Source organism: Ralstonia insidiosa, from assembly GCF_008801405.1.
GTDB lineage: Bacteria > Pseudomonadota > Gammaproteobacteria > Burkholderiales > Burkholderiaceae > Ralstonia > Ralstonia insidiosa.
This window is the reverse complement of the sequence record NZ_VZPV01000001.1, coordinates 726,217-749,346: the sequence shown is the minus strand read 5'-3', so window position 1 is coordinate 749,346 and position 23,130 is coordinate 726,217. Positions and strand designations below refer to the sequence as shown.

The 23,130-nt window shown below is 65.3% G+C and carries 22 protein-coding genes; 9 read left to right on the top strand and 13 right to left on the bottom strand.

Annotated features, from left to right (window positions below):
- Genes F7R11_RS03610 through F7R11_RS03600 form a run of 3 tightly spaced genes read right to left on the bottom strand, consistent with a single transcriptional unit; the run spans position 1 to position 3,723 of the window.
- The gene (locus F7R11_RS03610; protein ID WP_064801266.1) at positions 1-1,155 is read right to left on the bottom strand and encodes an acyl-CoA dehydrogenase family protein; all 1,155 of its coding nucleotides are present in this window, start codon (positions 1,153-1,155) and stop codon (positions 1-3) included.
- A gap of 14 nt (positions 1,156-1,169) precedes the next feature.
- On the bottom strand, positions 1,170-2,942 hold the full coding sequence (locus F7R11_RS03605) for an acyclic terpene utilization AtuA family protein (RefSeq protein WP_064801264.1): 1,773 nt from the start codon (positions 2,940-2,942) through the stop codon (positions 1,170-1,172).
- A gap of 1 nt (position 2,943) precedes the next feature.
- The gene (locus F7R11_RS03600) at positions 2,944-3,723 is read right to left on the bottom strand and encodes an enoyl-CoA hydratase/isomerase family protein (protein ID WP_064801262.1); all 780 of its coding nucleotides are present in this window, start codon (positions 3,721-3,723) and stop codon (positions 2,944-2,946) included.
- A gap of 275 nt (positions 3,724-3,998) precedes the next feature.
- Between F7R11_RS03600 and F7R11_RS03595 the strand changes: the two genes are divergently transcribed.
- From F7R11_RS03595 to F7R11_RS03585, 3 genes are read left to right on the top strand one after another with little or no spacing between them, the layout of a single operon-like run.
- A complete protein-coding gene (locus tag F7R11_RS03595; protein WP_064801260.1) occupies positions 3,999-6,278 on the top strand; it encodes a TonB-dependent receptor in 2,280 nt (759 codons plus the stop codon).
- Positions 6,278-7,030, top strand: a complete 753-nt coding sequence (locus tag F7R11_RS03590) for a tetratricopeptide repeat protein (protein ID WP_064801257.1) — start codon at positions 6,278-6,280, stop codon at positions 7,028-7,030. Before F7R11_RS03595 ends, F7R11_RS03590 begins: the two co-directional genes overlap by 1 nt.
- The gene (locus F7R11_RS03585) at positions 7,021-7,704 is read left to right on the top strand and encodes a Fe2+-dependent dioxygenase (RefSeq protein ID WP_064801254.1); all 684 of its coding nucleotides are present in this window, start codon (positions 7,021-7,023) and stop codon (positions 7,702-7,704) included. The genes F7R11_RS03590 and F7R11_RS03585 overlap by 10 nt, the downstream gene beginning before the upstream one ends.
- Positions 7,705-7,715: 11 nt before the next feature.
- On the opposite strand, the gene F7R11_RS03580 is transcribed toward F7R11_RS03585, so the two are convergent.
- Together F7R11_RS03580 and F7R11_RS03575 are read right to left on the bottom strand one after the other, a co-directional pair.
- Entirely contained in the window at positions 7,716-8,228 is a 513-nt protein-coding gene (locus F7R11_RS03580) for an AAA family ATPase (protein ID WP_064801252.1), read from the bottom strand.
- 11 nt (positions 8,229-8,239) lie between these two features.
- Complete coding sequence (locus F7R11_RS03575; RefSeq protein ID WP_064801250.1) at positions 8,240-9,166, bottom strand: alpha/beta fold hydrolase; 927 nt, start codon at positions 9,164-9,166, stop codon at positions 8,240-8,242.
- Between the two features lie 153 nt (positions 9,167-9,319).
- Between F7R11_RS03575 and F7R11_RS03570 the strand changes: the two genes are divergently transcribed.
- Positions 9,320-10,303 (top strand): NAD(P)H-dependent flavin oxidoreductase, encoded by a 984-nt coding sequence (locus F7R11_RS03570; RefSeq protein ID WP_064801249.1) that lies wholly within the window; start codon positions 9,320-9,322, stop codon positions 10,301-10,303.
- A 217-nt stretch (positions 10,304-10,520) separates the two neighbouring features.
- A complete protein-coding gene (locus F7R11_RS03565; RefSeq protein ID WP_064801248.1) occupies positions 10,521-11,963 on the top strand; it encodes a DUF1254 domain-containing protein in 1,443 nt (480 codons plus the stop codon).
- A gap of 164 nt (positions 11,964-12,127) precedes the next feature.
- Here F7R11_RS03565 and F7R11_RS03560 read toward each other — a convergent pair whose 3' ends face one another.
- A complete protein-coding gene (locus tag F7R11_RS03560) occupies positions 12,128-12,820 on the bottom strand; it encodes a hypothetical protein (RefSeq protein ID WP_231973140.1) in 693 nt (230 codons plus the stop codon).
- Between the two features lie 97 nt (positions 12,821-12,917).
- Here F7R11_RS03560 and F7R11_RS03555 point away from each other — a divergent pair, with 97 nt between their 5' ends.
- Positions 12,918-13,820, top strand: a complete 903-nt coding sequence (locus F7R11_RS03555) for a LysR substrate-binding domain-containing protein (protein WP_064801247.1) — start codon at positions 12,918-12,920, stop codon at positions 13,818-13,820.
- Between the two features lie 52 nt (positions 13,821-13,872).
- On the opposite strand, the gene F7R11_RS03550 is transcribed toward F7R11_RS03555, so the two are convergent.
- From F7R11_RS03550 to F7R11_RS03535, 4 genes are all read right to left on the bottom strand, one after another.
- Positions 13,873-15,024, bottom strand: a complete 1,152-nt coding sequence (locus F7R11_RS03550) for an acyltransferase family protein (RefSeq protein WP_064801246.1) — start codon at positions 15,022-15,024, stop codon at positions 13,873-13,875.
- 7 nt (positions 15,025-15,031) lie between these two features.
- On the bottom strand, positions 15,032-15,853 hold the full coding sequence (gene blaOXA, locus F7R11_RS03545) for a class D beta-lactamase (RefSeq protein ID WP_064801245.1): 822 nt from the start codon (positions 15,851-15,853) through the stop codon (positions 15,032-15,034).
- A gap of 192 nt (positions 15,854-16,045) precedes the next feature.
- Positions 16,046-17,812: a M56 family metallopeptidase gene (locus F7R11_RS03540; RefSeq protein WP_064801244.1), complete on the bottom strand. Its 1,767-nt coding sequence runs from the start codon at positions 17,810-17,812 to the stop codon at positions 16,046-16,048.
- Positions 17,809-18,192, bottom strand: coding sequence for a BlaI/MecI/CopY family transcriptional regulator (locus F7R11_RS03535; protein WP_064801242.1), 384 nt, complete (start codon positions 18,190-18,192; stop codon positions 17,809-17,811). Before F7R11_RS03535 ends, F7R11_RS03540 begins: the two co-directional genes overlap by 4 nt.
- A 167-nt stretch (positions 18,193-18,359) precedes the next feature.
- Here F7R11_RS03535 and F7R11_RS03530 point away from each other — a divergent pair, with 167 nt between their 5' ends.
- Positions 18,360-18,947, top strand: a complete 588-nt coding sequence (locus tag F7R11_RS03530; RefSeq protein WP_064801240.1) for a helix-turn-helix domain-containing protein — start codon at positions 18,360-18,362, stop codon at positions 18,945-18,947.
- The gene (locus F7R11_RS03525) at positions 18,944-19,483 is read left to right on the top strand and encodes a GNAT family N-acetyltransferase (protein WP_064801237.1); all 540 of its coding nucleotides are present in this window, start codon (positions 18,944-18,946) and stop codon (positions 19,481-19,483) included. Before F7R11_RS03530 ends, F7R11_RS03525 begins: the two co-directional genes overlap by 4 nt.
- A gap of 4 nt (positions 19,484-19,487) precedes the next feature.
- Here the strand turns inward: F7R11_RS03525 and F7R11_RS03520 are convergent, their stop codons facing one another.
- The 3 genes from F7R11_RS03520 to F7R11_RS03510 form a co-directional block, all read right to left on the bottom strand.
- On the bottom strand, positions 19,488-20,345 hold the full coding sequence (locus tag F7R11_RS03520) for a PhzF family phenazine biosynthesis protein (RefSeq protein ID WP_064801235.1): 858 nt from the start codon (positions 20,343-20,345) through the stop codon (positions 19,488-19,490).
- Between the two features lie 130 nt (positions 20,346-20,475).
- Complete coding sequence (locus F7R11_RS03515) at positions 20,476-20,904, bottom strand: acyl-CoA thioesterase (protein WP_021196191.1); 429 nt, start codon at positions 20,902-20,904, stop codon at positions 20,476-20,478.
- Positions 20,905-20,926: 22 nt separating this feature from the next.
- The gene (locus F7R11_RS03510) at positions 20,927-21,781 is read right to left on the bottom strand and encodes a 3-hydroxybutyryl-CoA dehydrogenase (protein ID WP_021196190.1); all 855 of its coding nucleotides are present in this window, start codon (positions 21,779-21,781) and stop codon (positions 20,927-20,929) included.
- Between the two features lie 170 nt (positions 21,782-21,951).
- Between F7R11_RS03510 and F7R11_RS03505 the strand changes: the two genes are divergently transcribed.
- On the top strand, positions 21,952-22,884 hold the full coding sequence (locus tag F7R11_RS03505) for a LysR family transcriptional regulator (protein WP_064801233.1): 933 nt from the start codon (positions 21,952-21,954) through the stop codon (positions 22,882-22,884).
- Positions 22,885-23,130: the final 246 nt, after the last annotated feature.

The window sequence follows — 23,130 nt, the reverse complement described above, 5'->3', positions numbered from 1 at the left end:
TCAAACCCAACCAAGCTGGCGAGCAGCGAGATCACTCAGGACCTCCTCCGCGCCGCCGCCGATCATGTAGACCTTCACTTCGCGATAGATCCGTTCCGACTTCGTGCCGCGCATGAAGCCCATGCCGCCGAGCAGTTGCACCGCCGTGTCGGCGCAGAACTGCAGGCTCTGCGTGGCGAAGTTCTTGAGCATGCACAGTTGCGCGACGGGCGACTCGCCCGCCTGCATGCGGCGCATCAGGTCCTCGAGCAATGCGCGCGTGGCTTCGATGCGCGTGGCCATCGCCACCAGCTTCTGCCGCGCCACCTGGTGTTGCACGAGGCGCTTGCCGAAGGTTTCGCGCTGGCTGGCCCACTCCACCGCTTCGGCCAGGCACGTGCGCGCGAGGCCATAGGCCTGCATCGCCAGCGCCAAACGTTCATGGTTGAAGTTGCGCATCACCAGCTCGAAGCCGCGGTTCTCCGCACCGAGCAGGTTGCCTACAGGCACGCGGCAGTTGTCGAAGTGCAGTTGCGCCGTGTCGGAGCACCACCAGCCCATCTTCTTGAGCGGTGTGCGCGACAGGCCCGGCGTATCGCCATCCACGAGCAGCACCGATATGCCACCCGCGCCAGGGCCGCCCGTGCGCACAGCCACGGTCAGGTAGTCCGCGCGCATGCCGGAGGTGATGAAGATCTTGCTGCCGTTGACGATGTAGTGATCGCCATCACGCACCGCACGCGTGGTCAGATTGGCGACATCCGACCCGCCCAACGGCTCGGTGATGGCCAACGCGCTGATCTTCTCGCCCGAGAGGATGTCGGGCAGCACGCGCGATTTCAGCTCTGCAGAACCGCCCGCTACGATGGGCGGTGCGCCGATCGTGTGGCTGAACAGCGAAGCGAGCAGTCCACCACTGGCGGCGCGCGTCAGCTCTTCGATCATCGCGAGTTCAAGGAACAGGTCAGCAGGCGTGCCACCGTACTCCTCCGGAAAACCAATGCCGAGCAAACCCAGTTCGGCTGCCTTGCGATACAGCTCGCGCGGGAAGGTTTCCGCCTCTTCCCAGGCATCGATGTTCGGTAACACCGCCTTGTCGACAAAGCGGCGCACGGTCTCACGAAAGGTGTCGTGCTCGGCATTGAAGAGCACGGATGTCAGCAGACCTGTGTACATGGTCGCCCCGTCGGTTAAGGATGATCGACCGGCACGCGCACCGGCATCGTCAGCAGCACCTGCGCCATGCCCTTGCCCAGCGGATCGTTGCGCAGAGACGCCATGCCACCACCGCCCAGCGCCCGCTCGCAGACGAAGTTGAGTGCGTGAATGCCCGGCAGGTCGTAGCGGGTCACGCGGCCACGCGCGACGTGTGCGAGATAGGCGGCGACGGCGTCTTCGGTCAACTGTGCGCGCAACAGCGGCAGGTCTTCCGGCCGGCGGGCGATCACGCCGATGTTGGAGGTGTCGCCCTTGTCACCGCTGCGGGCGTAGGCGAGTTCGATGAGCGGGACTTCGCGCGTCGGGCCGGTCGGCAGTGCTGCCGTCATCGTCGCGGCGGTTGAGGCTTCCAATGGCGCACCGCCCGTCGGCACCGCAACATCGAAGCTCTCACCGCCCAGCAACGTCACACGTGGCTGCACGCGCGCCTTGTCGATCAGGAAAGCGTATTGCTTGACGGCGGGTACAACGCTCGGCCGCCCACCGGCCCCCGTCGTGCCGGGTGCCCAGGATGTGCCGGCCGGTGCGATCTCGCGGGCGAACAACTCCAATGCTTGCTTGTTCGGATGCGCCACCGCCAGCCACATCACCGATTCAAAGCGTGGCACCTCGGGTTGATGCGGGCCGAACAGATAGGCCGAACCGAGCGTCTCGATGTGCGTGGCGCTGTAGTCCGGCAGACCGAGCTTGTGGAACAGGCCGCGCGTGCGCTCCAAAATCGCTTCCGCCGTGCGGTGCGCCTTGCGGTCCGCGTCGACGCCGACGATGGTGAGCTGGCCGGTGGCGCGGTAGCCGTCAGCGTAGGTAGCGCTCACCTTGTAGTCGGGCGTGGGTGCAATGCCATGAGCGCCGTGCACTTCCACGCGATGCTCGCCGGCCTGCGTCATCGTCACCTGCGTGAAATCGCAGACGACATCGGGCAGCACATAGCGCGCGGGGTCGCCGATCTCGTACAGCAACTGCTCACCCACGGTGGCGGGCGTCACCAGCCCGCCGGTGCCTTCCGGCTTGGTGACGATGAAGCTGCCGTCAGCCCCGCACTCGACGATGGGGTAGCCGCTGTGCGCCCAGTCGGGCACGGCTTCCCAATCGGTATGCAGGCCACCGGCGCCTTGGCAGCCGCATTCGAGGATGTGTCCGGCGAGGCTGCCGGCGGCGAGGCGGTCGTAGTCATCCACGGCCCAGCCAAAGCTGTGCATCAACGCACCGAGCGTGACCGCGCTGTCGACACATCGGCCTGTGATGACCACCTGCGCGCCCGCATCGAGCGCCGCCTTGATCGGCAACGCACCCAGGTACGCATTGGCGCTTACCACCTTGTGGGGCAGCGGGCGGCCGCTTTGCAGCTCGCGCACGCCTTCGTCGCGCAGCGCGGGCAGCAGCGGCATCACGTCATCGCCTTCCACCACGGCAATGCGCACGCTCACACCCAGCTCATCGGCCAGGGCTTGCAGAGCGGCGGCACAACCGCGCGGGTTCACGCCGCCCGCGTTGGCGATGATGCGGATGTTCTGCGCCAGCGCGTCCTTGAGCACCGCGCGCATCGCCACGCTCACGAAGTCGGTCGCATAACCCAGCTCCGCGTTCTTCATGCGCGCGCTGGCCAGCAGCGACATGGTCAGTTCGGCTAGGAAATCGAAGACGAGGAAGTCGATGCGGCCGGAGGCGACCAGCTGCATCGGCCCGGTCACGCTGTCGCCCCAAAAGCCGCTGGCGCCACCGATGGAAACCGTGTCTTTACGCATGTCAGCGGCCCGTCCAGTTGGGGGCGCGCTTCTCGCGAAAGGCGGCCTGACCTTCCTGCGCGTCCTCGGTCAAGGCAAACAGACCGATCTGGCTTTCGGTAAAGGCCATCGCCTGCTCGAAGCTCAGATGCTCAACCTGCTTGAGCGTGTACAACCCGCGCCGGATGGCCGACGGCGATTTGTCGAGCAGCCGCGCGAGCAGCGCATCGACAGCGGCATCGAGCGCTTCGGGTTCGGCCACTTCGTTGATCAGGCCGGCGGCGAGGGCACGGTCTGCGCTCATAGGCTCGCCGGTCAGACACAGCTCGTTGAGCAGACGACGCGGCAGCTGATGTTGCAACACGGCCAACACCTGCGCCGGGAACAGTCCGACCTTCACCTCAGGCAGCCCAAACATGGCGCTACGGCTGGCCACCGCCATGTCGCACATCGCCAGCAAACCCATGCCACCGGCCATGCATGCGCCATTCACCCGTGCGATGAGCGGCACGGTGCAGCGGCGCGCCTGCCGAAACAGATCCGCCAGGCCCTGGTGCGGCTGGGAATAGTCAAAGCGGAAAGATTGGCCGCTCTGCAGATCAGCCCCGGCACAGAAGGCGCGCGTGCCAGCGCCGGTCAGCACCACGGCACGCACCGCGGTGTTGCGGCTGGCATCGGCCAGCGCTGCCATCAGTGCTTCAAGCACCGCGCCGTTGATCGCGTTGCGGCGATCTTCGCGCTGAATGGTCAACCACAGCGCCTGGTCGCGCTGCTCGATGAGGAGTTCCGGGTCCGTGCTCACGCGATGCTCACCTTGCAAGAGAGATTCGGTTGGACAGCCTGCCCGGCAATACTAAATCATCTGCTTGAATAAATGGAAGCCTTCGAACACAAAACATGCTGCGTTTTGCCGCACCCCACGGCTCGTGGCGCATAACACATTGATTTATCGGAGATTTTCTTCAGCCGATAAGGAAATCGACAGATTCTGCGTTGACTCCTTCACATGCGAACGATAACAATTCTCATTTGCGCCAAACATGTAACAAGATTTTTCAGGGGAGCGGGCACCAAGCCATGCAAGCAGCACAGACGGAACGCAAGCGCGCCGAACAGTCGGTGGTGGGATACCTGACAGGGGCCATGAGCTTTGCCGTGGCGGCCACACCGGCCGTGGCGGAAACCAAGAAGGATTCGGTAACGGCCACCCTGCCGACCCACACGGTCACGGGCAGCAGTGGCTTCAAGACCGACGAAGCCTCGGGCGGCAAATTCACCGCACCGCTGCTCGACACGCCCAAGTCCGTCACGGTGATCCCGGCTGAGGTGCTGCAGGACACCGGCTCCGTCACGCTTACCGAAGCGCTGCGCACGGTACCCGGCATTGCGTTTGGCGCGGGCGAAGGCGGCAACCCGGTGGGCGACCGCCCGTTCATCCGCGGCTACGACGCACAGGCCAGCACGTTCCTCGACGGGCTGCGCGATATCGGTGCGCAATCGCGCGAGATGTTCAACGTGGAATCGGTGGAGGTCATCAAGGGGCCGTCGGGCGCGTATGAAGGGCGCGGCTCGGCCGGCGGGGCAATCAACATCGTCTCGAAGGCGCCCAAGCTGGAGCACTTCACGGAAGGCACGGTGTCGGTCGGCAACGCCGCGTACAAGCGCGCCACGGCCGACGGCAACTACCAGATCGGCGAACACGCCGCTTTCCGCCTGAACGCGATGTATCACGACGCAGGCACACCGGGCCGCGATGTGACGAGCTTCAGCCGCTGGGGCATCGCGCCGTCCATCGCCTTCGGGCTGGGCACGCCCACGCGCGCGACGCTGTCGTACTACCACCTGCAATCGAACGACACGCCGGACACGGGCATCCCCTACAACAACGGCACGTTCAACCGCCGCACCGATGGCCGCCCGCAGTTGTTCGCGCCGGGCGACGGCTCGCCGGTGGATGTCGGCCGCAATACCTACTACGGCCTGGGCCGCGACTTCCGCCGTGATCGCGTCGACATGGGCACGCTTTCGCTGGAGCACGATGTGTCGAGCGCGCTGAAGCTGCGCAACACCACGCGCATCGCACGCACCAGTCAGGACTATGTCTGGACGCAGCCCGACGACAGCCAGGGCAACATCTACTACGGCATGGTCTGGCGCCGCGCCAACACGCGCTACTCGGTGGCCAACACCGTCGCCAACCAGACGGAAGCGACCGGCAAGTTCGAGACCGGCGGCTTCAAACACAGCTACGCGGCAGGCCTGGAGTTCTCGCGCGAGCACAGCAGCAACGACACGTACAACGTCCCCACCGGTAGCAACCGCTGCCCGAACGGCATCGGCGCGGCCGGCGGCTACAACTGCACGAGCCTGTTCAACCCGAACCCGAACGACCCATGGACGGGCAACATCACGCTGGCCAACAACCCGGCCGAGACCACGGTGCGCACGCAATCGGCGTACGTGTTCGACACCATCGAGCTGTCGCCGCGCTGGCAGATCAACGGCGGCCTGCGCTATGACCGCTACTCGGCATCGGCCACCACGTCGGCCAATGCGCAAGGCGTGCGATCCAGCTTCTCGCGTGACGACAACCTGCTGAACTACCAGCTCGGTCTGGTCTTCAAACCCGCGCAGAACGGCAGCATCTACGTGGCGTATGGCACGTCGTCCACGCCGTCGGGCTCCGTGGCCGGCCAGGGTGCCGATGGCAGCGCACTCACGCCGGATCGCTCGGGCAATCGCGGCGACGTACTCGCCCCCGAGAAGAACCGCGCCTACGAACTCGGCACCAAGTGGAACGTGCTGGACAACAAGCTGGCGCTCACCGCTGCCATCTTCCGCATCGAAACCACCAACGCACGCATCGTGCTGCAGGACGGCACCGCCGCCATGGCCGGCAACAAGCGCGTGGACGGCTTCGAGCTGGGCTGGTCGGGCGCACTCACCAACAAGTGGCAAGTGTTTGGCGGCTACACGTACCTGAAGAGCGAGCTGCGCAACAACGGCGGTTCGGGCTCGGCCTTTGGTGCGACCAATGGCACGGAATTCCCCAACACGCCCAAGAGCAGCTTCAGCCTGTGGACCACCTACCAGCCGATGCCGAAGTTCACGCTGGGCGGCGGCGCGTACTACGTGTCGAAGGTCTGGGGCAGCGCCAACCCTGCCAACCCGAAGTGGGTGCCGGCCTACTGGCGCTTCGATGCGATGGCTTCGTACCGCATCGACAAGCACATGAACCTGCAGTTGAACGTGCAGAACCTGTTCGACAAGAAGTACTACAACCAGGCGTATGCATCCCACTACGCATCGCTCGCACCGGGGCGCGCTGCGATCCTGACGCTGGGTATCCGGTACTGATGGCGGCGCTTGCTGCAACCGCCGCAGCCGATGCTGCGGCGGTGGATGCCATTCACGTCGTGCTGACCGGCCCGGCCGATCGCGCGGCGGACTGGCTTGCCGGCGCCGCTCGTCGTGGTCATACCGAAGCCCAGACCATCCTTGGTCAATGGCTGCTCGATGGCCACGGTGTCGAACGCAATCACGCCGAAGCCCTCTTCTGGTTCAAGACCGCCGCGGTGTCCGGCCACGCCATGGCCGCCAACATGCTCGGCCGCTGCTACGAGCACGGCTGGGGCGCGCCCGCCTGCGACAAGACCGCAGCACACTGGTATGCCCGCGCGGCAGATGCCGGCCTCGACTGGGGCCAGTACAACTACGCCACCAGCCTGCAGCTCGGGCGCGGTGTGCCGCAGGATCGCGCGCAAGCCTTCGCTTTCTTCCAGGCAGCCGCTGCGCAAGGGCACGCCAAGTCGATCAATGTGGTCGGCGGTTTCTATGAAGACGGCTGGGAAGTCGAGGCCGACCTGGGGATGGCCCTGTACTGCTACCTGCGTGCGGCTGAGGGTGGCGACTTCCGTGGCCAGTTCAACGCGGCACGACTCTTCGCGCTCGCCGACCGCGCCGACGAAGCCCTCACGTGGATGCGAGCCGTACCGCGCAGCGCGACGCCCGCCTTCCTCGCCAAGGCGCATGACTTTCTGGCCGGCCACCCCGACGCGCGCCTGCGCACGTTGGCCGGCACACTCGAATCCGAATCGCCATGCTGTTGAAGATTCCCGCCGTCCTCACCAAAGACCAAGTCGCACACTGCCGCGCCACCATCGACGCTGCGGAATGGGTGGACGGCAAGGTCACCGCCGGCGCGCAATCCGGGCAGGTGAAGCACAACATGCAGCTGCCCGAAAGCTCGCCCGCTGCGCGCGAAGTCGGCACCTTCATCCAGGATGCGCTGGCGGCCAACACGCTGTTCTTCTCAGCCGCGCTGCCGCTCAAGGTGTTCCCACCGCTGTTCAATCGCTATGCCGGCGGGCAGACCTTCGGCAACCACGTCGACAACGCCGTGCGCCATCTGCGCGGTACCGACTTCCGCATCCGCAGCGACCTCTCCTGCACGCTGTTCCTGACCGAGCCCGAAGACTACGACGGTGGTGAACTCATCATCGACGACACCTTTGGCGAGCACCGCGTCAAGCTCGCGGCGGGCGACATGGTGCTCTACCCGAGCAGCAGCTTGCACCGCGTCACGCCCGTCACGCGCGGCGCACGGGTGTGTTCGTTCTTCTGGCTGCAAAGCATGGTGCGCAGTGATGCGCATCGCGCGCTGCTGTTCCAGATGGATACCGAACTGCAGCGGTTGATGGGGCTGCTGGGGCAGGAGGATTCGTCCGTCATTGCGCTGACGGGGACGTATCACAACCTGTTGCGGGAATGGGCCGACGCGTAAGGCGACGCCGGTCAATGCTGAGGGACGGGGTGAAACGCTGGCGTTGACCCGTCCAACCGCAGAACGTTGCTATAGCCCTCTTCAGCCGATGGCGGCTCAAAGAGAGCAGCAACGCTCCTGACGCTGTCTTCCGGCACGCGTTTGTCTGGCGCGCGCAAAGCGTTTCTTGTGAGTGCCACGCTGAGCGGCGTATCGATCCACACAGCCATCGCCTCGGCACTGTATCGACTCGCCAATTCCAAAATCGGACGCCGATGCCGAATGCCGGGAAGCGCGGCATCGAAGCAAATGCACGGCGCATAACGCTGCGCATTCTGGCGAATCCAGTGCGATTTGCCAGCCCCTTGCAATCCACAAACGATCAGCAGCCGGTGTGGTCCACTCGGCGTGGATTCTCGCAAGTGGTCTTCCAGCACCTGAAAGCAGCGATCCCACGCCGCCTTGCTGCGCTCGGGCGTCCACACGCGGCCCGAAGGCGTCTCCAAAAACGTATCGGGATTGATGATCGCGACGCCCGCTGCCATTGCGGCTCGCATCAAGCAAAGAACGCCCGCATCTCCGCCAACAACACCTCCGGCGCTTCCTCCGGCACATAGTGCCCACACGGCACCGTGCCGCCGCTCACATCCTTGGCCACCGCGCTCCACAGTTCCAGCGGCTTGAAGCACCGCTGGATCACGCCGTTCTCACCCCACAGCACCCGCAGCGGCACGCTCACACGCTTGCCGGCGTCGCGGTCGGCGCGATCGTGTTCGAGGTCGATGGTGGCGGCGGCGCGGTAGTCCTCGCACATGGCGTGCACACAGGCGGGCTCGCGCATGGCGGCGGCGTAGGTGGCCATCGCTTCCGGGGCGAACGGTTCGAGCCCGGCGTGGCGCAGGCCCATCAGCTTGCTGATGTAGAAATCCGGCGTGGCGTTGATGAGCGTCTCGGGAAACGGCGAGGGCTGGATCAGGAAGAACCAGTGCCAGTACGCCGAGGCGAAGGCCATGTCCGTCTGCTCATACATCGCCAGCGTGGGGGCGATGTCGAGCAGCATGGCGCGTTCCACGTGCACGGGGTGATCGACACACAGCCGATGCGCCACCCGGGCGCCGCGATCGTGCGCGCAGAGCCGGAAGCGGCCAAAGCCGAGTGCGCGCATCACCTCCACCTGGTCCTGCGCCATCACACGCTTGCTGTATTCCGCGTGCCTGGCGCTGCCGGCCGGTTTGGACGATGCGCCATAGCCGCGCAAATCGGTGGCAACAACGGTGTAGTCGCGCGCCAGCTCCTGCGCCACCTTGTGCCAGATCACATGGCTTTGCGGATGACCGTGCAGCAACAGCAACGGCGGCCCGCTGCCACCAATCACCCCGGCAATCTCCACCCCGTTGACTGCCTGGCGGAACGGGCGAAAGCCAGGAAACAGCGCGGCATCTGCGGCGGCGGTGGCGGCGTCGATGGAAAGCGGCGTGGTCATGCAGGTCTCCGGTGGTGTGTGATGCGCAAGGAATGCTCTGCATGCTAGCGCAGAAGCCGTCGGCACATTCGGCAGCAACACGTGGCGCCCGCTTCCTATAATCGAACGACGCTGTCTGCCCCGCTGCCTGCCTTCCTCTCATCAGGAGACGCCATGCCCGCCGCCAAGCATCTGCCGCCCGCGCTGCAACACCTGGCCCTGCCCGTGATCGGCTCGCCGATGTTCATCGTCAGCTATCCGGAACTGGTGCTGGCGCAGTGCAAGGCTGGCATCGTCGGGGCGTTTCCGGCGCTCAATGCACGCCCGGCCGAGGTGCTGGACGACTGGCTCACGCAGATCAACGAAGACCTCGCTGCCCACCGTGCCGCACATCCACATGCTGTGGTGGGGCCGCTGGCCGTCAACCAGATCGTGCACCACTCCAACGCGCGGCTGGAGCAGGACGTGGCCACCTGCGTCAAGCACAAGGTACCGATCTTCATCACCTCGCTGCGTGCGCCGGTCAAGGAGATCCTGGATGCGGTGCACAGCTATGGCGGCATCGTGCTGCACGATGTGATCAACCTGCGCCATGCGGAGAAGGCGCTGGAGGCCGGGGTCGACGGCCTGATCCTGGTGGCGGCGGGTGCGGGTGGGCATGCCGGTACGCTGTCGCCGTTTGCGCTGGTGGGTGAGGTGCGGCGCATCTTTGACGGGCCGATCGCGCTGTCGGGCGCCATCGCCACGGGGGATGCCATCCTCGCCGCGCAGGCCATGGGCGCCGACCTCGCCTACATCGGCACGCGCTTCATCGCCAGCCATGAGGCGCACGCCGCCGAGAGCTACAAGACGGCCATCGTGCGCGCGGCGGCGTCCGACATCATCTACACCAACCTCTTCACAGGGGTGCACGGCAACTACATCCGCGAGAGCATCGAGCTAGCCGGGCTGGACCCGCAAGCCCTGCCCGAGGCTGACAAATCGAAGATGAACTTTGGCGACGGCAGCTCCCGTGCCAAGGCATGGAAAGACATCTGGGGCGCCGGCCAGGGGGTGGGCCAGATTGCCGACCTGCCGCCCGCCGGCGAGATCGTCACGCGGCTCAAAGCCGAGTACGATGCCGCCAAATTGCGCCTCGCCCTGCATCTGCGGCTGTAGGCGCAACCGCGTGCATCCTAGCGCGCACCCCACCGTGCGCACCCCACTGCACTTCGATTGACTTGCGAGGGCGGCACTTCTAAATTCAGCAGATGCTCAACAACAAGCGTGGCGCCGTGACGAGCGACCACGCAACCGTATGCGCAAGCATCCTTGGGGGGATGTTCGACAGGCGTCTGGTTTCCTGTTGCCGCGTACCGACAAGATGGAGAACACCATGACGCACTGCCATGCGCCCGTGCGCCCGCTCACAAGGCTGGCGGCGGTGGCGCTGAGCGCGGCGGCCCTGACCCTGACGGGCTGCGCCACCCAGGACCCGAACCCCGCGGCTGCCAACGAACTGCGCCTGCCGCAAGCCGGCGAGGCACAAGTCCGCTCCGCCTATGTGTATGCGTTCCCGTTGATGATGACGGACGCGCTGATGCAGGTCACCTCCGCCATCGCCCCCAATGGGCGCTTCATGCACCAGCGCACGCTGGAAGACGAAGCCCTGCCCGCCGGTGTACGCGCCCGTGTGGACGTGCTCGCCAGCAGCGCCTTCGTCGATTTGCGCAACGGGCCCGTCGTGCTGAGCCTGCCCGACGTCGGCCGCCGCCATATCTGGGTGGCCGTACACGATGCCTGGACGGACGTGTTCGAATCCATCGGCAACCGCACCACGGGCGCACGTGCAGCCAACTACGCGATCACGCCGCCGGGCTGGGATGGCACGCTGCCGGCAGGCGTCAAGCAGATCGCCGCGCCGACGAACCTGGTCTGGGTCGTTGCCCGCACGCAGGTCGCTGGGCAGCGCGACGAGGTTGCCGCGCGCCGCGTACAGGATCGCTACCGCATCACGCCGCTGGACGCTTTCGGCAAACCCGGCGCTCGCGAAACCGAGGCGGAAGCCAAGGCTGACGCAAACAACGCCACCGACATCGACGTCAGCCTGAATGCAGCGCGCCGCCGTGTGACCGCGCTCGATGCCAACGCTTACTTCACCCGGTTTGCCGAGCTGCTCAAGGACAATCCGCCGCACGCGACAGATTCCACGATGGTGGCGTCGCTGCGCAACCTCGGCATCGTGCCCGGTGCGCCGTTTGACGCCAAGGCAGTGGATTCGACCAGCCTGAAGGTGATGGATGCCGGCGTGAACGCCGCGCGCGAGACGCTCTCGATGGCGGCCAAGCAGCCGCAGATCACGCAGAACGGCTGGTTCATCCCGCGCATGATCGGCGCGTATGGATTGGACTATGCGCAACGCGCGATCGTCTCGTGGTCGGGCGGCGGTACCGACGTGCCGCAGGACATGCTGATCGCCACCGCCACAGCGGACGCCAACAGCCTGCCGCTGGACAGCACGCACCGCTACGTGCTGCATTTCGATCGCAACCAGCTTCCGCCGGAGAACGCCGGCTGGGCCGTGGCCGCCGTGCAGCAACCGCGCCGCACCGCCGAGCGCCCGAGCCTGCGCAACCTCCTCAGCGAAGCCGATCACCCACGCCTGAACAGTGATGGCTCGCTCGACATCCTGATCCAGCGCGCGCCGCCCAAGGGCATGCGCAACAACTGGCTGCCGCCACCGGTCGGCCCCTTCCTGCTGCGCATGCAGCTGACGTGGCCGAAGGAAGCGGCGCTGGATGGGACATGGCTGCCGCCTGCTGTGCAGCGGCGGGAATAGCGCGCCACGCTCGCCAGCCCAACGCTGGCGACGGGCTCGCCTAAGAACCTGTTCAGGATCCGTAGCGAGCGGCCCGAGGTTGGCCTGAGAAGCGCAGCCATACACGTGTACGGCGAGCACCGCAAGGCCAACCTCGGGCCGCGCAGTAGGATCATGAGCAGGTTCTAAGGCTGCCCCTTGCAGGCAGCCGAGCACAGCACCTTGTCCACGCCCGCGAAAAAGCCATCGTAGACTTCCCGCTTCAGCACGGTCTTCGTGCGCGCATCGCCGTTGCTGTCCCACACTGTGCTGTCGAACCGGGCACGGACCAGCGTCGACTGACTACCCGTGCCCGCCTTGACCGCGATGACGGCCGACACGCGTTCGTGATCCGGCTTGGCCGGAAACATGCCGGTGTAGTTCTTGAGCGCCCCACGCAGCAACTGGCGCCACTTGGGTACCAGCGTGTCACTGAGCCCCGCCTCCACCAGGCCAGTTTCGTTATCGACCGACACCGGTGCGTAACCCAGTTCGGTCAACGCCTTGGCCACCGCACTCAGTGCACGATCCGGCGCGATGTTGGTGTACGTACGGTCGCGCATGGCTCGCAGGCTCTGCTGCTCCGCATCGGTCAGGTCCACACTCACCTGGCGAGAGCTGTATCGCACCAGCGTTCCGCCGCTGCCGGTTTCACGCTCGTTGGGGGGTGGGCCTGAGCAGGCGACCAGTATCAAGATGATGCCGGCCAACGCCAGGTAGCGGCTGGCTTGACGGACCCTCCGGTGCATCCACAGCGGCATCCAGCAACCGAACGGAAATGATCGCCACGCAGCGCGCTGCACCGATGTCTTGAGTAGGTTGGGTAATGCAATCATCATCTTCCAATCCAATGTGGCGCCTATGATAGGAAGCCGCTTTCATTGCCACAAACGAGTTTTTTTCCACGACGCTTTAGTTGTTCTTTGACATTGCGCCATGCGCCGACTCCCCCCTCTCAATGCCCTGCGCAGCTTTGAAGCTGCCGGGCGCCTGAACAGCCTGACCCTTGCCGCCGAAGAGTTGAATGTCACGCAGAGCGCGGTCGCCCAGCAGATCCGCGTGCTGGAAACGTTCTTTGGACAAAAGCTCTTCGAGCGCGATGGACGATCCCTGCGCCTGACCCTGCGGGCGCGGCACTACCTGGTGGACGTCGCCAGTTGCATCGGACGCCTGACCGAGGCTACGGAGCAGATGTTCGAGGCGCCAGATCGGCGCCAGATCCGGATCAATACCTCATCGTCGTTCGCCCACGGCTGGCTGCTTCCGCAACTGGCACACTTTTATGCGCGGCACCCGGGCGTCGATATTGAGCTGGTCTCCACGCCCGACACCGAGGTCGATCGCATTGATGAATCGAGCGATGTGGTCATCCGCCGCTACACGCCGGAGCTGCGGCGACGGGGGTTCGTGTCGAAGCCCCTGGTGGCCAACGTGGCGGTGCCCGTCTGCACGCCGCATCATCCCGCGCTGGCGGCGGTGCACGCTCCGTCTGACTTGCGCCATGCACCGCTGCTGCACTACGCGGGCTTGCCACAGGCTTGGCAGTACTGGTTTCACCAGGCAGAAATCGCCATCGGCGAAACCCTGCGCGGGCCGTTCTACGACGAATTCGCCCTGCTGGTGAAGGCCGCGATGAGCGGGCTGGGGATCTGCCTGGCCCCGCGGGCAGTCATTCAGGACGACGTCAACCACGGGCGCCTCGTCATGCTGTTTCCGGAGGTCAAGCTGGAGGGGCCGCCGTTTCACTGCCTGTATCGGGATGCAGCGGACGACCGGTCGCTCAACAGCTTCCTCGCATGGCTGTTCGAGCGCGCCGGCGAAGCGCATGGCCCCGCGTAATCTCGCGCCGCGCGCACCCCGGTTACCGCAATGACCGGGGTGCGCCCCCCGTTCAAACGATGGTGGATTGCGTGCGCCGCGGCTGCAGAAGACGTTGCCGAAGCGCGCGGTTGAGCGGCTCTGCGTAGTACCGCGCAATACCCGCGGCCAGCATGAACGAAAACACCATGAACGCCGCCAGCAGCACGAGTTTCTCGTCACCGAGAACCGTGGCGCGCGGAAACCCTGTTTTGAGTATCGCCAGCGGAATCAGGTGAAACAGGTACAGCTCATAACTGTTCATGCCGCACCACGCCACCATGGCACCAACGCGGCTGAATGGATTGAAGCGCAGCCCATCACGGGCCACTGAACGCTGCACCGGCCACAACAGGATTGCCGTACCCAGCGCCATTGCCGTCACACCCAGGACGTTGCTCTGTGCGATCGGCCACCACAGGTAGAGAAACGTCATCAAGGCAACGACCGCGGTTTGTACGAACCAGGTCGTCATGCCAGCCAGGGCGAACCGCCTAGAAAGAACGGCAGCACCGCAACCGATGGCAATGCCGTCAAAGCTGGCGAAGTACGCGTAGAGAAATCCCGCCTCATCCCCCTGGTGGGTCAGCCGGTACAGCGGGCCGACCGCAATGATCGTTGCCCAGAACAGGCACAGCAGCGACTCGCGCCGCAGCACGAGACACAGCAACGGAAACGTGAGGTAGAACACCTCTTCCACCGAGAGCGACCACAAGACGCCCAACGGATAGTTGACCCACCCGACCCGCGCAATCAGCATGTTCATGGTGAAGGTCAGGCTCGCCAGATTGACGTGCCATAGCGGAACGGGCTCGCCCGCTGCGGCGTGGTTCTGGAAGATCGCCACGCCACACAGCGCGAACACGTTCACGATGGCGAGCAGCAACAGCAGACACGGCACGATGCGCGCGATGCGCAGCCCGTAGAACGCCCACGCATCGATACGGCCAAGCTGGCCCCAACGGCGCAGGGCATTCGAGGTGATCAGGTAGCCCGAGACCACGAAGAACAGGGTCACCCCATAGTTGCCGTTGCGAGCCACGGCCTGCACAAGCTCCGGCCCGAGCACGGCAGCCAGCGACGTATCGCTCAGGCGATAGGCAATGTTGAAGTGATGAAACAGGACGAGCAGGATGGCGACCCCACGGATCACGTCGATCCGCCTGTTGCGCATATCGGTGGGCATGGTTGTCCTATCGCGTCACACCATCAACCAGCGATGGCAACTCGCTCAGCAGCGCATCGCGCGTACGCATGCCGGCGGGCGTCGGCTGCATTTGTGCGTCCTGGGTCAAGCGTGCGAACACCAGCGTGCGCGGCCCCTTCGTTGCCCAGCCGACAAACCAGCCGTAGGCGTGCGCGCGGTCGTAGTTGCCTTCATGCGTGATCGGTGCCCCCGGAGAGCCCGTGCCCGTCTTGCCGTGAATTGCCCATCCATCGGGGCGTGCAGCAATCTCCGTCACGCGCCAGGTCATGTCCAGGGCGTTGGCACTCACCGGGAGCGTGCGGTTGGCCACCTTGCGCAGGAAGGCCACCTGCTCCAGCGGCGAGATCTGCAGCGACGAGTTGATCCACGCACCGGCGGTACCGTTGTGCTTGCCGGGCTCGCCGGAGACGTCTCGGTTTCCGTAGTCGAACACGTCGGCGTAATGCTGGAAGCGGGTGTCGCCCAGCGACTGCGCCACCCGCTGCGAGAACCAGACCACCGAGTACTGGATCCAGCGCGCGGCGTCCGTGGGCTGCCGCCACGCATCACCACCCCACGCGACATCGCCGTCACGGTAGGCCAGCGTGGGCGTATGTTCATCCTTGAGGATGCCGGCGTCGAACCCCATCAGGCTGAGCGCGATCTTGAAGGTGGAGGCCGGCGTCACGCGCGTGGCGCAATCGCCCTCTTGCATCAACACATTGCCCGATGCCGCATCCGCAATAACGGTGCAGAGGGTTCGCGCATGCGCCGTCGGGCTCACCAGGTTGACGGCCAGGACGGCCGCCGCGATACACCAGCGTTTCATACGTCTCTCTCTTGAGAGTGCCCCGATCCGGTTGCCGATTCGGCAAGGATGAGGCGGGGTTGCAGGTTAAAACTTCAGACGAACGCCTCCCCACCCGGCCGAACGCAATCGGCCAGACAGGAAAACAAAACACGGGAACAAGGCGACGGACACCGGCCGCTCAGGCGGGTGCCGTAGCGCGCAGGGTGCAGATCAGGACATGGTGGGAACGGTCACAGCCCGGTGCCCATTGAGCAGGACCATCGTGATGCTGGTGCCCGCAGACCGGATCTGCATGATCAGGCAGCGGCCGGCGTCCTCGGTAAAGCCGGTCTTGGAGAGCTGGATGTCCCAGCCGCGCGCGCCGACCAGCGGATTGGTGTTGCGGTACTCCACCGGCTGGCCGTTGATCTGGAGGGTCTCGCTCGCATCGGTGGTATCGCGGCGGATCTCCGGATAGTCCGCCGCTGCCTTGGCGATGATGGCGATGTCGCTGGCGGTCGATCGGTTGTGCGCCGACAGGCCCGTCGGTTCATTCAACGCGGTATGCGTCAGCCCCAGCGCGGCGATCTTCGCCTGCAATGCCCGCTCGAACGCAGGCATGCCCCCGGGGTAGGTTCGCGCCAGGGCAAAGGCGGCCCGGTTGTCCGATGACATCAGTGCAAGCTGCATGACGTCGCGCAGCGGCAGGTTCGTCCCGACAGGCACCCCCGCGCGACGCAACGCCGGCGTGCCCGCATCGGCCGGGGCAATCTGCACCACGCGGTCCAACTCGGGCTGCGCATCCAACACCACCATGGCGGTCATCAGCTTGGTCAACGATGCAATCGGGACAACACTGTCTGCATCGCGCTGGAGCAAGACCTTGCCGCTGCCGTCTTCCACCACGTACACGTGTTGGGATTGGATCAGGCCGACAAGCGCCTCGACCTTGCCGATGGCCGAAGCGTGGACGAGCATGCGCTGTGCATCATCCGACACCGACAGCGCCTCGCGGGCAAAGGCGGCGCCAAGGTACTGCGGCACGATGACCGCCGACACCACCAGTGCAGTGCCCAGCGCCGCGGTCAAGCCAACCGAAGTCCATCCGGCGGCCTGCTGCGGCCTGACGAGCCGGCGGATGCGCTCCGACAACACGCCGCCATGCGCCCACAGTGCCGCGCCCGCCGGGGCCGCCTCCACGCCCTGCTGCTGACTCAGTTGATTGAGTGCCAGCGCCAGATGCCGCGGGTTGCCGGTCAGGCTCGCCGCCAACGCATCCGCAATCAGCTCCCGCTCCACACGGACGCGGCCGGACAGCCACCACACGCCCGGGTGATAGAAGAGCAACGCCTCGATCGCCCGCTGCATGAGATTGACGAGATAGTCGAAACGGCGGATGTGTGCGACCTCGTGCGCCAGCAGCGCTTCGATCAGGTCCGGCGGCATCTGCGTCAATAGCGAAGCCGGCACCAGCACCACGGGCCGCCACCAACCGGCAGCGGCCGGACTGGGCAGGTGTGGCACCACCCGAAGCCGGATCGGGCGGCGGATTCCGCAGCGTTGCGCAAGTGCGGACACACAGGCTTGCCACGCATCGTTGGCGCAGGCATGCGACGCATGCGCGAGCCGATGCACCCAGGCCAGGCCCACGACCACACGCACCGTCATCAGGCCGACGCCGCACAGCCAGGCCACCACCACCCACAGCATGGGCGCTTGCGACAAGGCGGGCGCTACGGCGTGCGGCATCCAGACGGGCAATGCCGGCACCGGGTCGATGGCGGCCATTGCCGTGAACTCGCGATAGCCGTCGACGAGCGGAACCACCACGCACAGCGCCAACGCCACGCACAGCACGATGTACCGGACCTGCGGACGACCGCCTCGCGTCAACCGCAGGAACAGCGCGGCGGCAAGACTCAGCAGCGCGCCCTTCCAGAGGAAGTGCAGCAGCGCCCAGCCCACCGCCTGAACCAGGATGGCTGGCGTTGTGCTCACAGGTCTTCCTCGCGCAGCAACGCTTCGATCTCGGCGCGCTCTTCCTTGGTGACATGCCCGCGCAACGCCGCCAGAACCAGCGCCTTGCCGGAGCCCGCAAACGCCTTGTTGATGAACTCGTTCAGCAGACCGCTCTGCAGAACGTTCTGGCGCTGCGCCGGCGCGTACACATGCGAACGCTCACGCTCGTCGCGTACCAGCATCCCCTTGGCATGCATGATCTGCAACTGGCGCAGCACCGCAGCGTAGGTCGTTTCCGGCTTCTCAACCAGCACCGCCTGATGGACCTGCTTGACCGTGGCCGGCCCCAGTTGCCACAGCACACGCAGGAGGTTCAACTCAGCGGCGGTGGGCTTGATGCGAGGCGAGGTCTTGGTCATGGCGATGCGTCGGTTCTGTAGCGATCGGCACGTAGACTATCTTTTCTAGAAAAACTTGTCTAGAAAATCCTGTCTACTTCCCGCACGACGTCTCGTGCAGAACCGCATCGCAATCACCCCCTCAAATTCCAGTTTACTGGATGAAAATTTCCATTAAACTGACTCGCATGGACATCCACCACCGCATCGCCCACCGCCTGCGCGAATTGCGCGACGCGCAGGGGCTCTCGCTCGACGCCCTGGCCGAACGCAGCCAGGTCAGCCGCTCAGCCATCTCCCTGATCGAGCGCGGGCAGAGCAGCCCGACGGCCGCCGTGCTCGACCGGCTCAGTTCTGCGCTGGGCGTGACGCTCGCCTCGCTGTTCGAGGAAGGTGCGGCGCCGGCCGCCGAACCTTCGCCCGTGGCACGCGCGGCCGACCAGCCCGAATGGACCGACCCGGGCTCCGGCTATGTACGCCGCAACCTCTCGCCGGCCGCGCGCTCCCCCATTCAGTTGGTGGAGGTGCACTTTCCGCCAGGCCAGCGCGTGGCCTATGACACCGGCGTGCGCGATACCGAGGTGTACCAGCAGGTGTGGATCGTCGAAGGCACGATGGAGATGACCGTGGGCGACGTGCACTGGCGCCTCGCCGCGGGCGATTGCCTGGCGATGCAGTTGGACCGCCCAATCGTCTTTCACAACCCGACGCAACGGCCGGCGCGCTATCTGGTGGCACTCACCACGGTGTCGCCTGTTGGCTGGAGAACGAAATGACCAACACCGTCGTCGTGCGCCGTGTGGGCGCCAATGAAGCGAGCACCTGCGTCGATGCGCTGGCCGATGTGTTGGTCGATTGCGTGGAGGGTGGTGCCTCGGTCAGCTTTATGTGGCCGTTGTCGCATGACAAGGCGCAGGCGTTCTGGCGCAACGTGGCTGAGGGCGTCGCCCGTAACGAGCGCGCGTTGCTGATCGCCAAGGACGAAGACGGCGCGGTGCTCGGCACGGTGCAACTGGTTCTGGCGCAGCCCGAAAACCAGCCGCATCGCGCAGACGTGGCGAAGATGCTCGTGCACCGCCGCGCGCGTCGCCAGGGTATTGCCCAGCAATTGATGGCGGCGATTGATGACATCGCACGCGCCGAGGGCAAGACCGTGCTGGTGCTCGACACCGTCACCGGCGGCGATGCCGAGCGGCTGTACGCACGCGCCGGCTGGCTGCGTGTGGGCACGGTGCCCAACTACGCCTTGATGCCCGACGGCGCGCCTTGCGGGACGACGTTCTTCTGCAAGGAATTGAACGCCACCGCTTAGCCCGTCAGATCGTCAGCGTGCCGCGGCCGATTTCGATCACGCGGCCACCCACGTGGATGGTGCCGTCAGCATCGACCTGCAGCGTCAGATGGCACGGCCGCCCTACTGCGGCGCCTTGCTCGATGCGATAGCGTGCTGGCAGCGTGTGCTCAGTCGCGCGCAGCCAACCGCCCAGGTTGGCGCAGGCCGAGCCGGTGCCCGGGTCTTCCCACAGGCCGGTGCCATATTCGAAGAAGAAGCGCGACACCACCGGATCATTGCTGCCCGGTTTGGGCATGGTGAACACATAGGCATTGCGTCCGTCATTGCGGCTGCGCGGCCAGGCATCGAACGCTGACGGATCGGGCCGGGCGCGCTCCACATCCGCGCGTGTCTTGACCGGCACCATCAGTTGCTCGATACCCGCATCGACCCACAGCGGCGGGCCCGCCAGCGCGTCCGCGTCCAACCCGAGCATCTTCGCAATGGCCGGATCGGCTTCGCGCGTATTCAGCGCCCCCGAGCGCGGCGGCACCAGCGTCCACCCCTCATCCTGCGCCGTGAGTGACACGATGCCCGACTTGCAGCGCAGCGTCAGTTCATTGCCGGGGCCATACAGTTCGCGCACCACCTGCGCCGTCCCCAGCGATGGGTGACCGGCAAACGGCATCTCGTAATCGGGCGTGAAGATGCGGAAGCGCGCCGTGGCGCCATCCGTGTCATCGGGAAAGATGAAGGTGATCTCGGACAGGTTGAACTGGCGTCCGATGGCCTGCATGGTGGCGTCGTCCAGGCCACGCCCGTCTTCAAACACGGCGAGCTGGTTGCCGCCAAAGGTGGATTGGGCAAAGACGTTGAGCAGGCGGAAGGCGTAGCGCGACATGGTGGCGTCCGGTGTGGGGGAATGAAAAAACGGTGTGGCGATGCGTCATCATCAACGCACCGCCACACCGCCTCCATGCACACTTGCAGACAGTTTGCGCGAATCCCGCCTGACAGTTGGCGGACAGCCGTTACAGCAGCCGGTAGTCGTCCGTACGGGGCGTGCCTTCCATCACAGCGAACAGCGCCGGTGGTGGCGCGGCGACCTTGCGTTCGGCAAGGTCAAACCACGCGCACATGCTGGTGACCTCCGCACACAACTCGCCCGCTTCATCGCGGATGCGGTTGACCATGATGAACCGCGAGCCGCGCTCGTTGCGGCCCGCCGTCTCCACGCTCACGGTAAAGGTGTCCATCAACCGCAGCTCCTTGCGATAGGCAACGCGGTCTTCAAACACCACCGGCCCGAGCTTGTGCTGTGCAAAGGCTTTCGGCCCAAACCCGTGCTCGGTCAGAAACCGAAAGCGCGTGTGCGCAGCATAGTCCAGATAGCGCGTGTTCTTGAGGTGCTGGTTGCCGTCCAGATCGGCCCACAGCACTTGGTACGTATAGATCGACATGAACGGCTCCGGGGGCAGGCGCTTACTTGCGGTAGTCGTACACGCCGCGACCGGTCTTGCGGCCGAGGTAGCCGGCGGCCACCATCTCGCGCATCAGCATGGCCGGGCGGTATTTGGGATCGGCAAACTCGGTGTACAGCACTTCCATCACGGCCAGCATGGTGTCCAGGCCGATCATGTCGGCCAGCGCCAGCGGCCCGATCGGGTGGTTGCAGCCAAGCTTCATGCCTTCGTCGATCTCTTCCGGGCTCGCCAGGCCTTCGCCCAGTACGCAGAACGCCTCGTTGATCATCGGACACAGGATGCGGTTGACCACAAAGCCCGGGCTGTTCTTGACCGTGATCGGCGTCTTGCCGAGTTGCTTGGCCAGCGCCTCGACGTCGGCGTGCGTAGCATCGCTCGTCTGCAGGCCGCGGATGACTTCCACCAGCGCCATCATCGGCACCGGGTTGAAGAAGTGCATGCCGATGAAGCGGCTGGCATCTTGCAGCACGGCGGCCAGCTTGGTGATCGAGATCGACGACGTGTTCGACGCAACGATGGCGTGCGGTGCAGCCACCGCTTCGAGCTGCTTGAGGATCTTGACCTTGAGGTCGAAGTTTTCGGTGGCGGCTTCGATGACGAGGTCGGCGCGCTTGAGGTCGTCATAGCTGGTCGAGCCCTGGATGCGTGCCAGCGCGGCGGCCTTGTCGGCTTCGGTCGCCTTCTCTTTCTTGATGAGGCGGTCCAGGCTGCCCGCCACGGTGGCGATGCCCTTCTGCACGGCGGCATCGCTGATGTCCACCATCACCACATCCAGCCCGACCACGGCGCATGCTTGCGCAATGCCGTTGCCCATTGTTCCAGCACCGACGATGCCGACCGTTTGGATTGCCATGAACTGCTCCTCGCTTGGTAGTTTGGTATGGGAATGAAACAGATTGCAGAGGATAAACGACCAGACGATCCCCAGAAAAGCCCCGCAGGCGGCAACGTCACATTCGTCAGGATCGCCGTATGATGGCTGGCGTCGCGCCACCCCTCACCTGCGGCGCATGGACCGTACCTATGGACCGCTTTCTCAGTATCGAAGCCTTTGTGCGCGTGGCCGAAACGCGCAGCTTTGCCGAAGCCGCACGCCAGCTGGGCGTGACCAACTCGGTGGTCACGCACCGCGTGCAGCAACTGGAGCGCTTTATCGAGGCGCCGCTGTTCCACCGCAGCACGCGGCATGTGCGGCTGTCGGAAGTGGGCGAGACCTACTACAAGCGCTGCGCTGAAGCCGTCTGCATGCTGACGGACCTGACTGACCAGATGCGCGGTCTGCGCGCAACCCCGGCTGGCAAGCTGCGCATCCGCATGCTGCCCGGTTATGCACTGAGCCACTTTGCCGCGCCGCTGGCCAGGTTTGGCGCGCAGTACCCCGACATCCAGCTCGACGTGGTGGTGGACGACAGCGTGGTCGACCCGATTGCCGAGGGCTTCGACGTGGCGTTCCAGATCTTCCCGCCCATCAATGATTCGCTGATCGAGAAGCGCCTGTTCGTGCTGCGGCGCGTGTTCTGCGCGACGCCCGCCTACGTTGAGGAATACGGCCTGCCGCAGCAACCGGCTGATCTGCTGCACCATTCACTCGCGCTGTACTCCGGCTATCCGACCCGCAAGCGCTGGGTTTTCTCGCGCAATGGCGAGGTGAGCGCCGAACTCGACCTGCCCGAGCAGGTGCGCTCGAACTCCGTGCACCTGCTGCGCGACTACGCGCTCACCAGTGCCGGCATTGCCTGCCTGCCCACGCTGGTGGTGAGCGACGACCTGATCGCCGGCCGACTCGTGCCGGTGCTGACGGAGTACGACCTCGCGCCGCTGCATTTTTCTGCGGTCTATCCCGCAACGCAGCGACAGGCCGTCAAGGTCTCTGCGCTGATCGACTGCCTGGCCAACCATCACGCAGGAGAACTGTCCTGGGACGTGCCCCTGCTCGAGCGCGGCTGGGTCCGCTAGCGGCGGGCGAACCGGTTCCAGCGGCCGGCGCGGGTGCAGGTTAGTCGCGCAATATTTCGCAAAGCAGCACGGATTGTTCGTCAATCGCAAAAACTGCACTCGCCGTTTCTGACGTTGTGCACGGGGCGCAACTTCCTATGATGGATGGGCCGCTGATTGCCGTAGGTTCCGCACGGCACCCGCACAGCACCCGCATGACACCCATGCGACAACCACACGGCGGCACTCTCTCATTTGCATCACGCC

Excerpts from the sequence above, each read along its gene's own strand:
- F7R11_RS03585 (WP_064801254.1), top strand. The coding sequence starts at position 7,021 with ATGCTGTTGAAGATTCCCGCCGTCCTCACCAAAGACCAAGTCGCACAC.
- blaOXA (WP_064801245.1), bottom strand. The coding sequence starts at position 15,853 with ATGAAACGCTGGTGTATCGCGGCGGCCGTCCTGGCCGTCAACCTGGTG.
- F7R11_RS03595 (WP_064801260.1), top strand. The coding sequence starts at position 3,999 with ATGCAAGCAGCACAGACGGAACGCAAGCGCGCCGAACAGTCGGTGGTG.
- F7R11_RS03525 (WP_064801237.1), top strand. The coding sequence starts at position 18,944 with ATGACCAACACCGTCGTCGTGCGCCGTGTGGGCGCCAATGAAGCGAGC.
- F7R11_RS03565 (WP_064801248.1), top strand. The coding sequence starts at position 10,521 with ATGACGCACTGCCATGCGCCCGTGCGCCCGCTCACAAGGCTGGCGGCG.
- F7R11_RS03610 (WP_064801266.1), bottom strand. The coding sequence starts at position 1,155 with ATGTACACAGGTCTGCTGACATCCGTGCTCTTCAATGCCGAGCACGAC.
- F7R11_RS03550 (WP_064801246.1), bottom strand. The coding sequence starts at position 15,024 with ATGCCCACCGATATGCGCAACAGGCGGATCGACGTGATCCGTGGGGTC.
- F7R11_RS03505 (WP_064801233.1), top strand. The coding sequence starts at position 21,952 with ATGGACCGCTTTCTCAGTATCGAAGCCTTTGTGCGCGTGGCCGAAACG.
- F7R11_RS03555 (WP_064801247.1), top strand. The coding sequence starts at position 12,918 with ATGCGCCGACTCCCCCCTCTCAATGCCCTGCGCAGCTTTGAAGCTGCC.
- F7R11_RS03515 (WP_021196191.1), bottom strand. The coding sequence starts at position 20,904 with ATGTCGATCTATACGTACCAAGTGCTGTGGGCCGATCTGGACGGCAAC.
- F7R11_RS03575 (WP_064801250.1), bottom strand. The coding sequence starts at position 9,166 with ATGACCACGCCGCTTTCCATCGACGCCGCCACCGCCGCCGCAGATGCC.
- F7R11_RS03560 (WP_231973140.1), bottom strand. The coding sequence starts at position 12,820 with ATGATGATTGCATTACCCAACCTACTCAAGACATCGGTGCAGCGCGCT.
- F7R11_RS03580 (WP_064801252.1), bottom strand. The coding sequence starts at position 8,228 with ATGGCAGCGGGCGTCGCGATCATCAATCCCGATACGTTTTTGGAGACG.
- F7R11_RS03530 (WP_064801240.1), top strand. The coding sequence starts at position 18,360 with ATGGACATCCACCACCGCATCGCCCACCGCCTGCGCGAATTGCGCGAC.
- F7R11_RS03590 (WP_064801257.1), top strand. The coding sequence starts at position 6,278 with ATGGCGGCGCTTGCTGCAACCGCCGCAGCCGATGCTGCGGCGGTGGAT.
- F7R11_RS03605 (WP_064801264.1), bottom strand. The coding sequence starts at position 2,942 with ATGCGTAAAGACACGGTTTCCATCGGTGGCGCCAGCGGCTTTTGGGGC.
- F7R11_RS03520 (WP_064801235.1), bottom strand. The coding sequence starts at position 20,345 with ATGTCGCGCTACGCCTTCCGCCTGCTCAACGTCTTTGCCCAATCCACC.
- F7R11_RS03535 (WP_064801242.1), bottom strand. The coding sequence starts at position 18,192 with ATGACCAAGACCTCGCCTCGCATCAAGCCCACCGCCGCTGAGTTGAAC.
- F7R11_RS03510 (WP_021196190.1), bottom strand. The coding sequence starts at position 21,781 with ATGGCAATCCAAACGGTCGGCATCGTCGGTGCTGGAACAATGGGCAAC.
- F7R11_RS03570 (WP_064801249.1), top strand. The coding sequence starts at position 9,320 with ATGCCCGCCGCCAAGCATCTGCCGCCCGCGCTGCAACACCTGGCCCTG.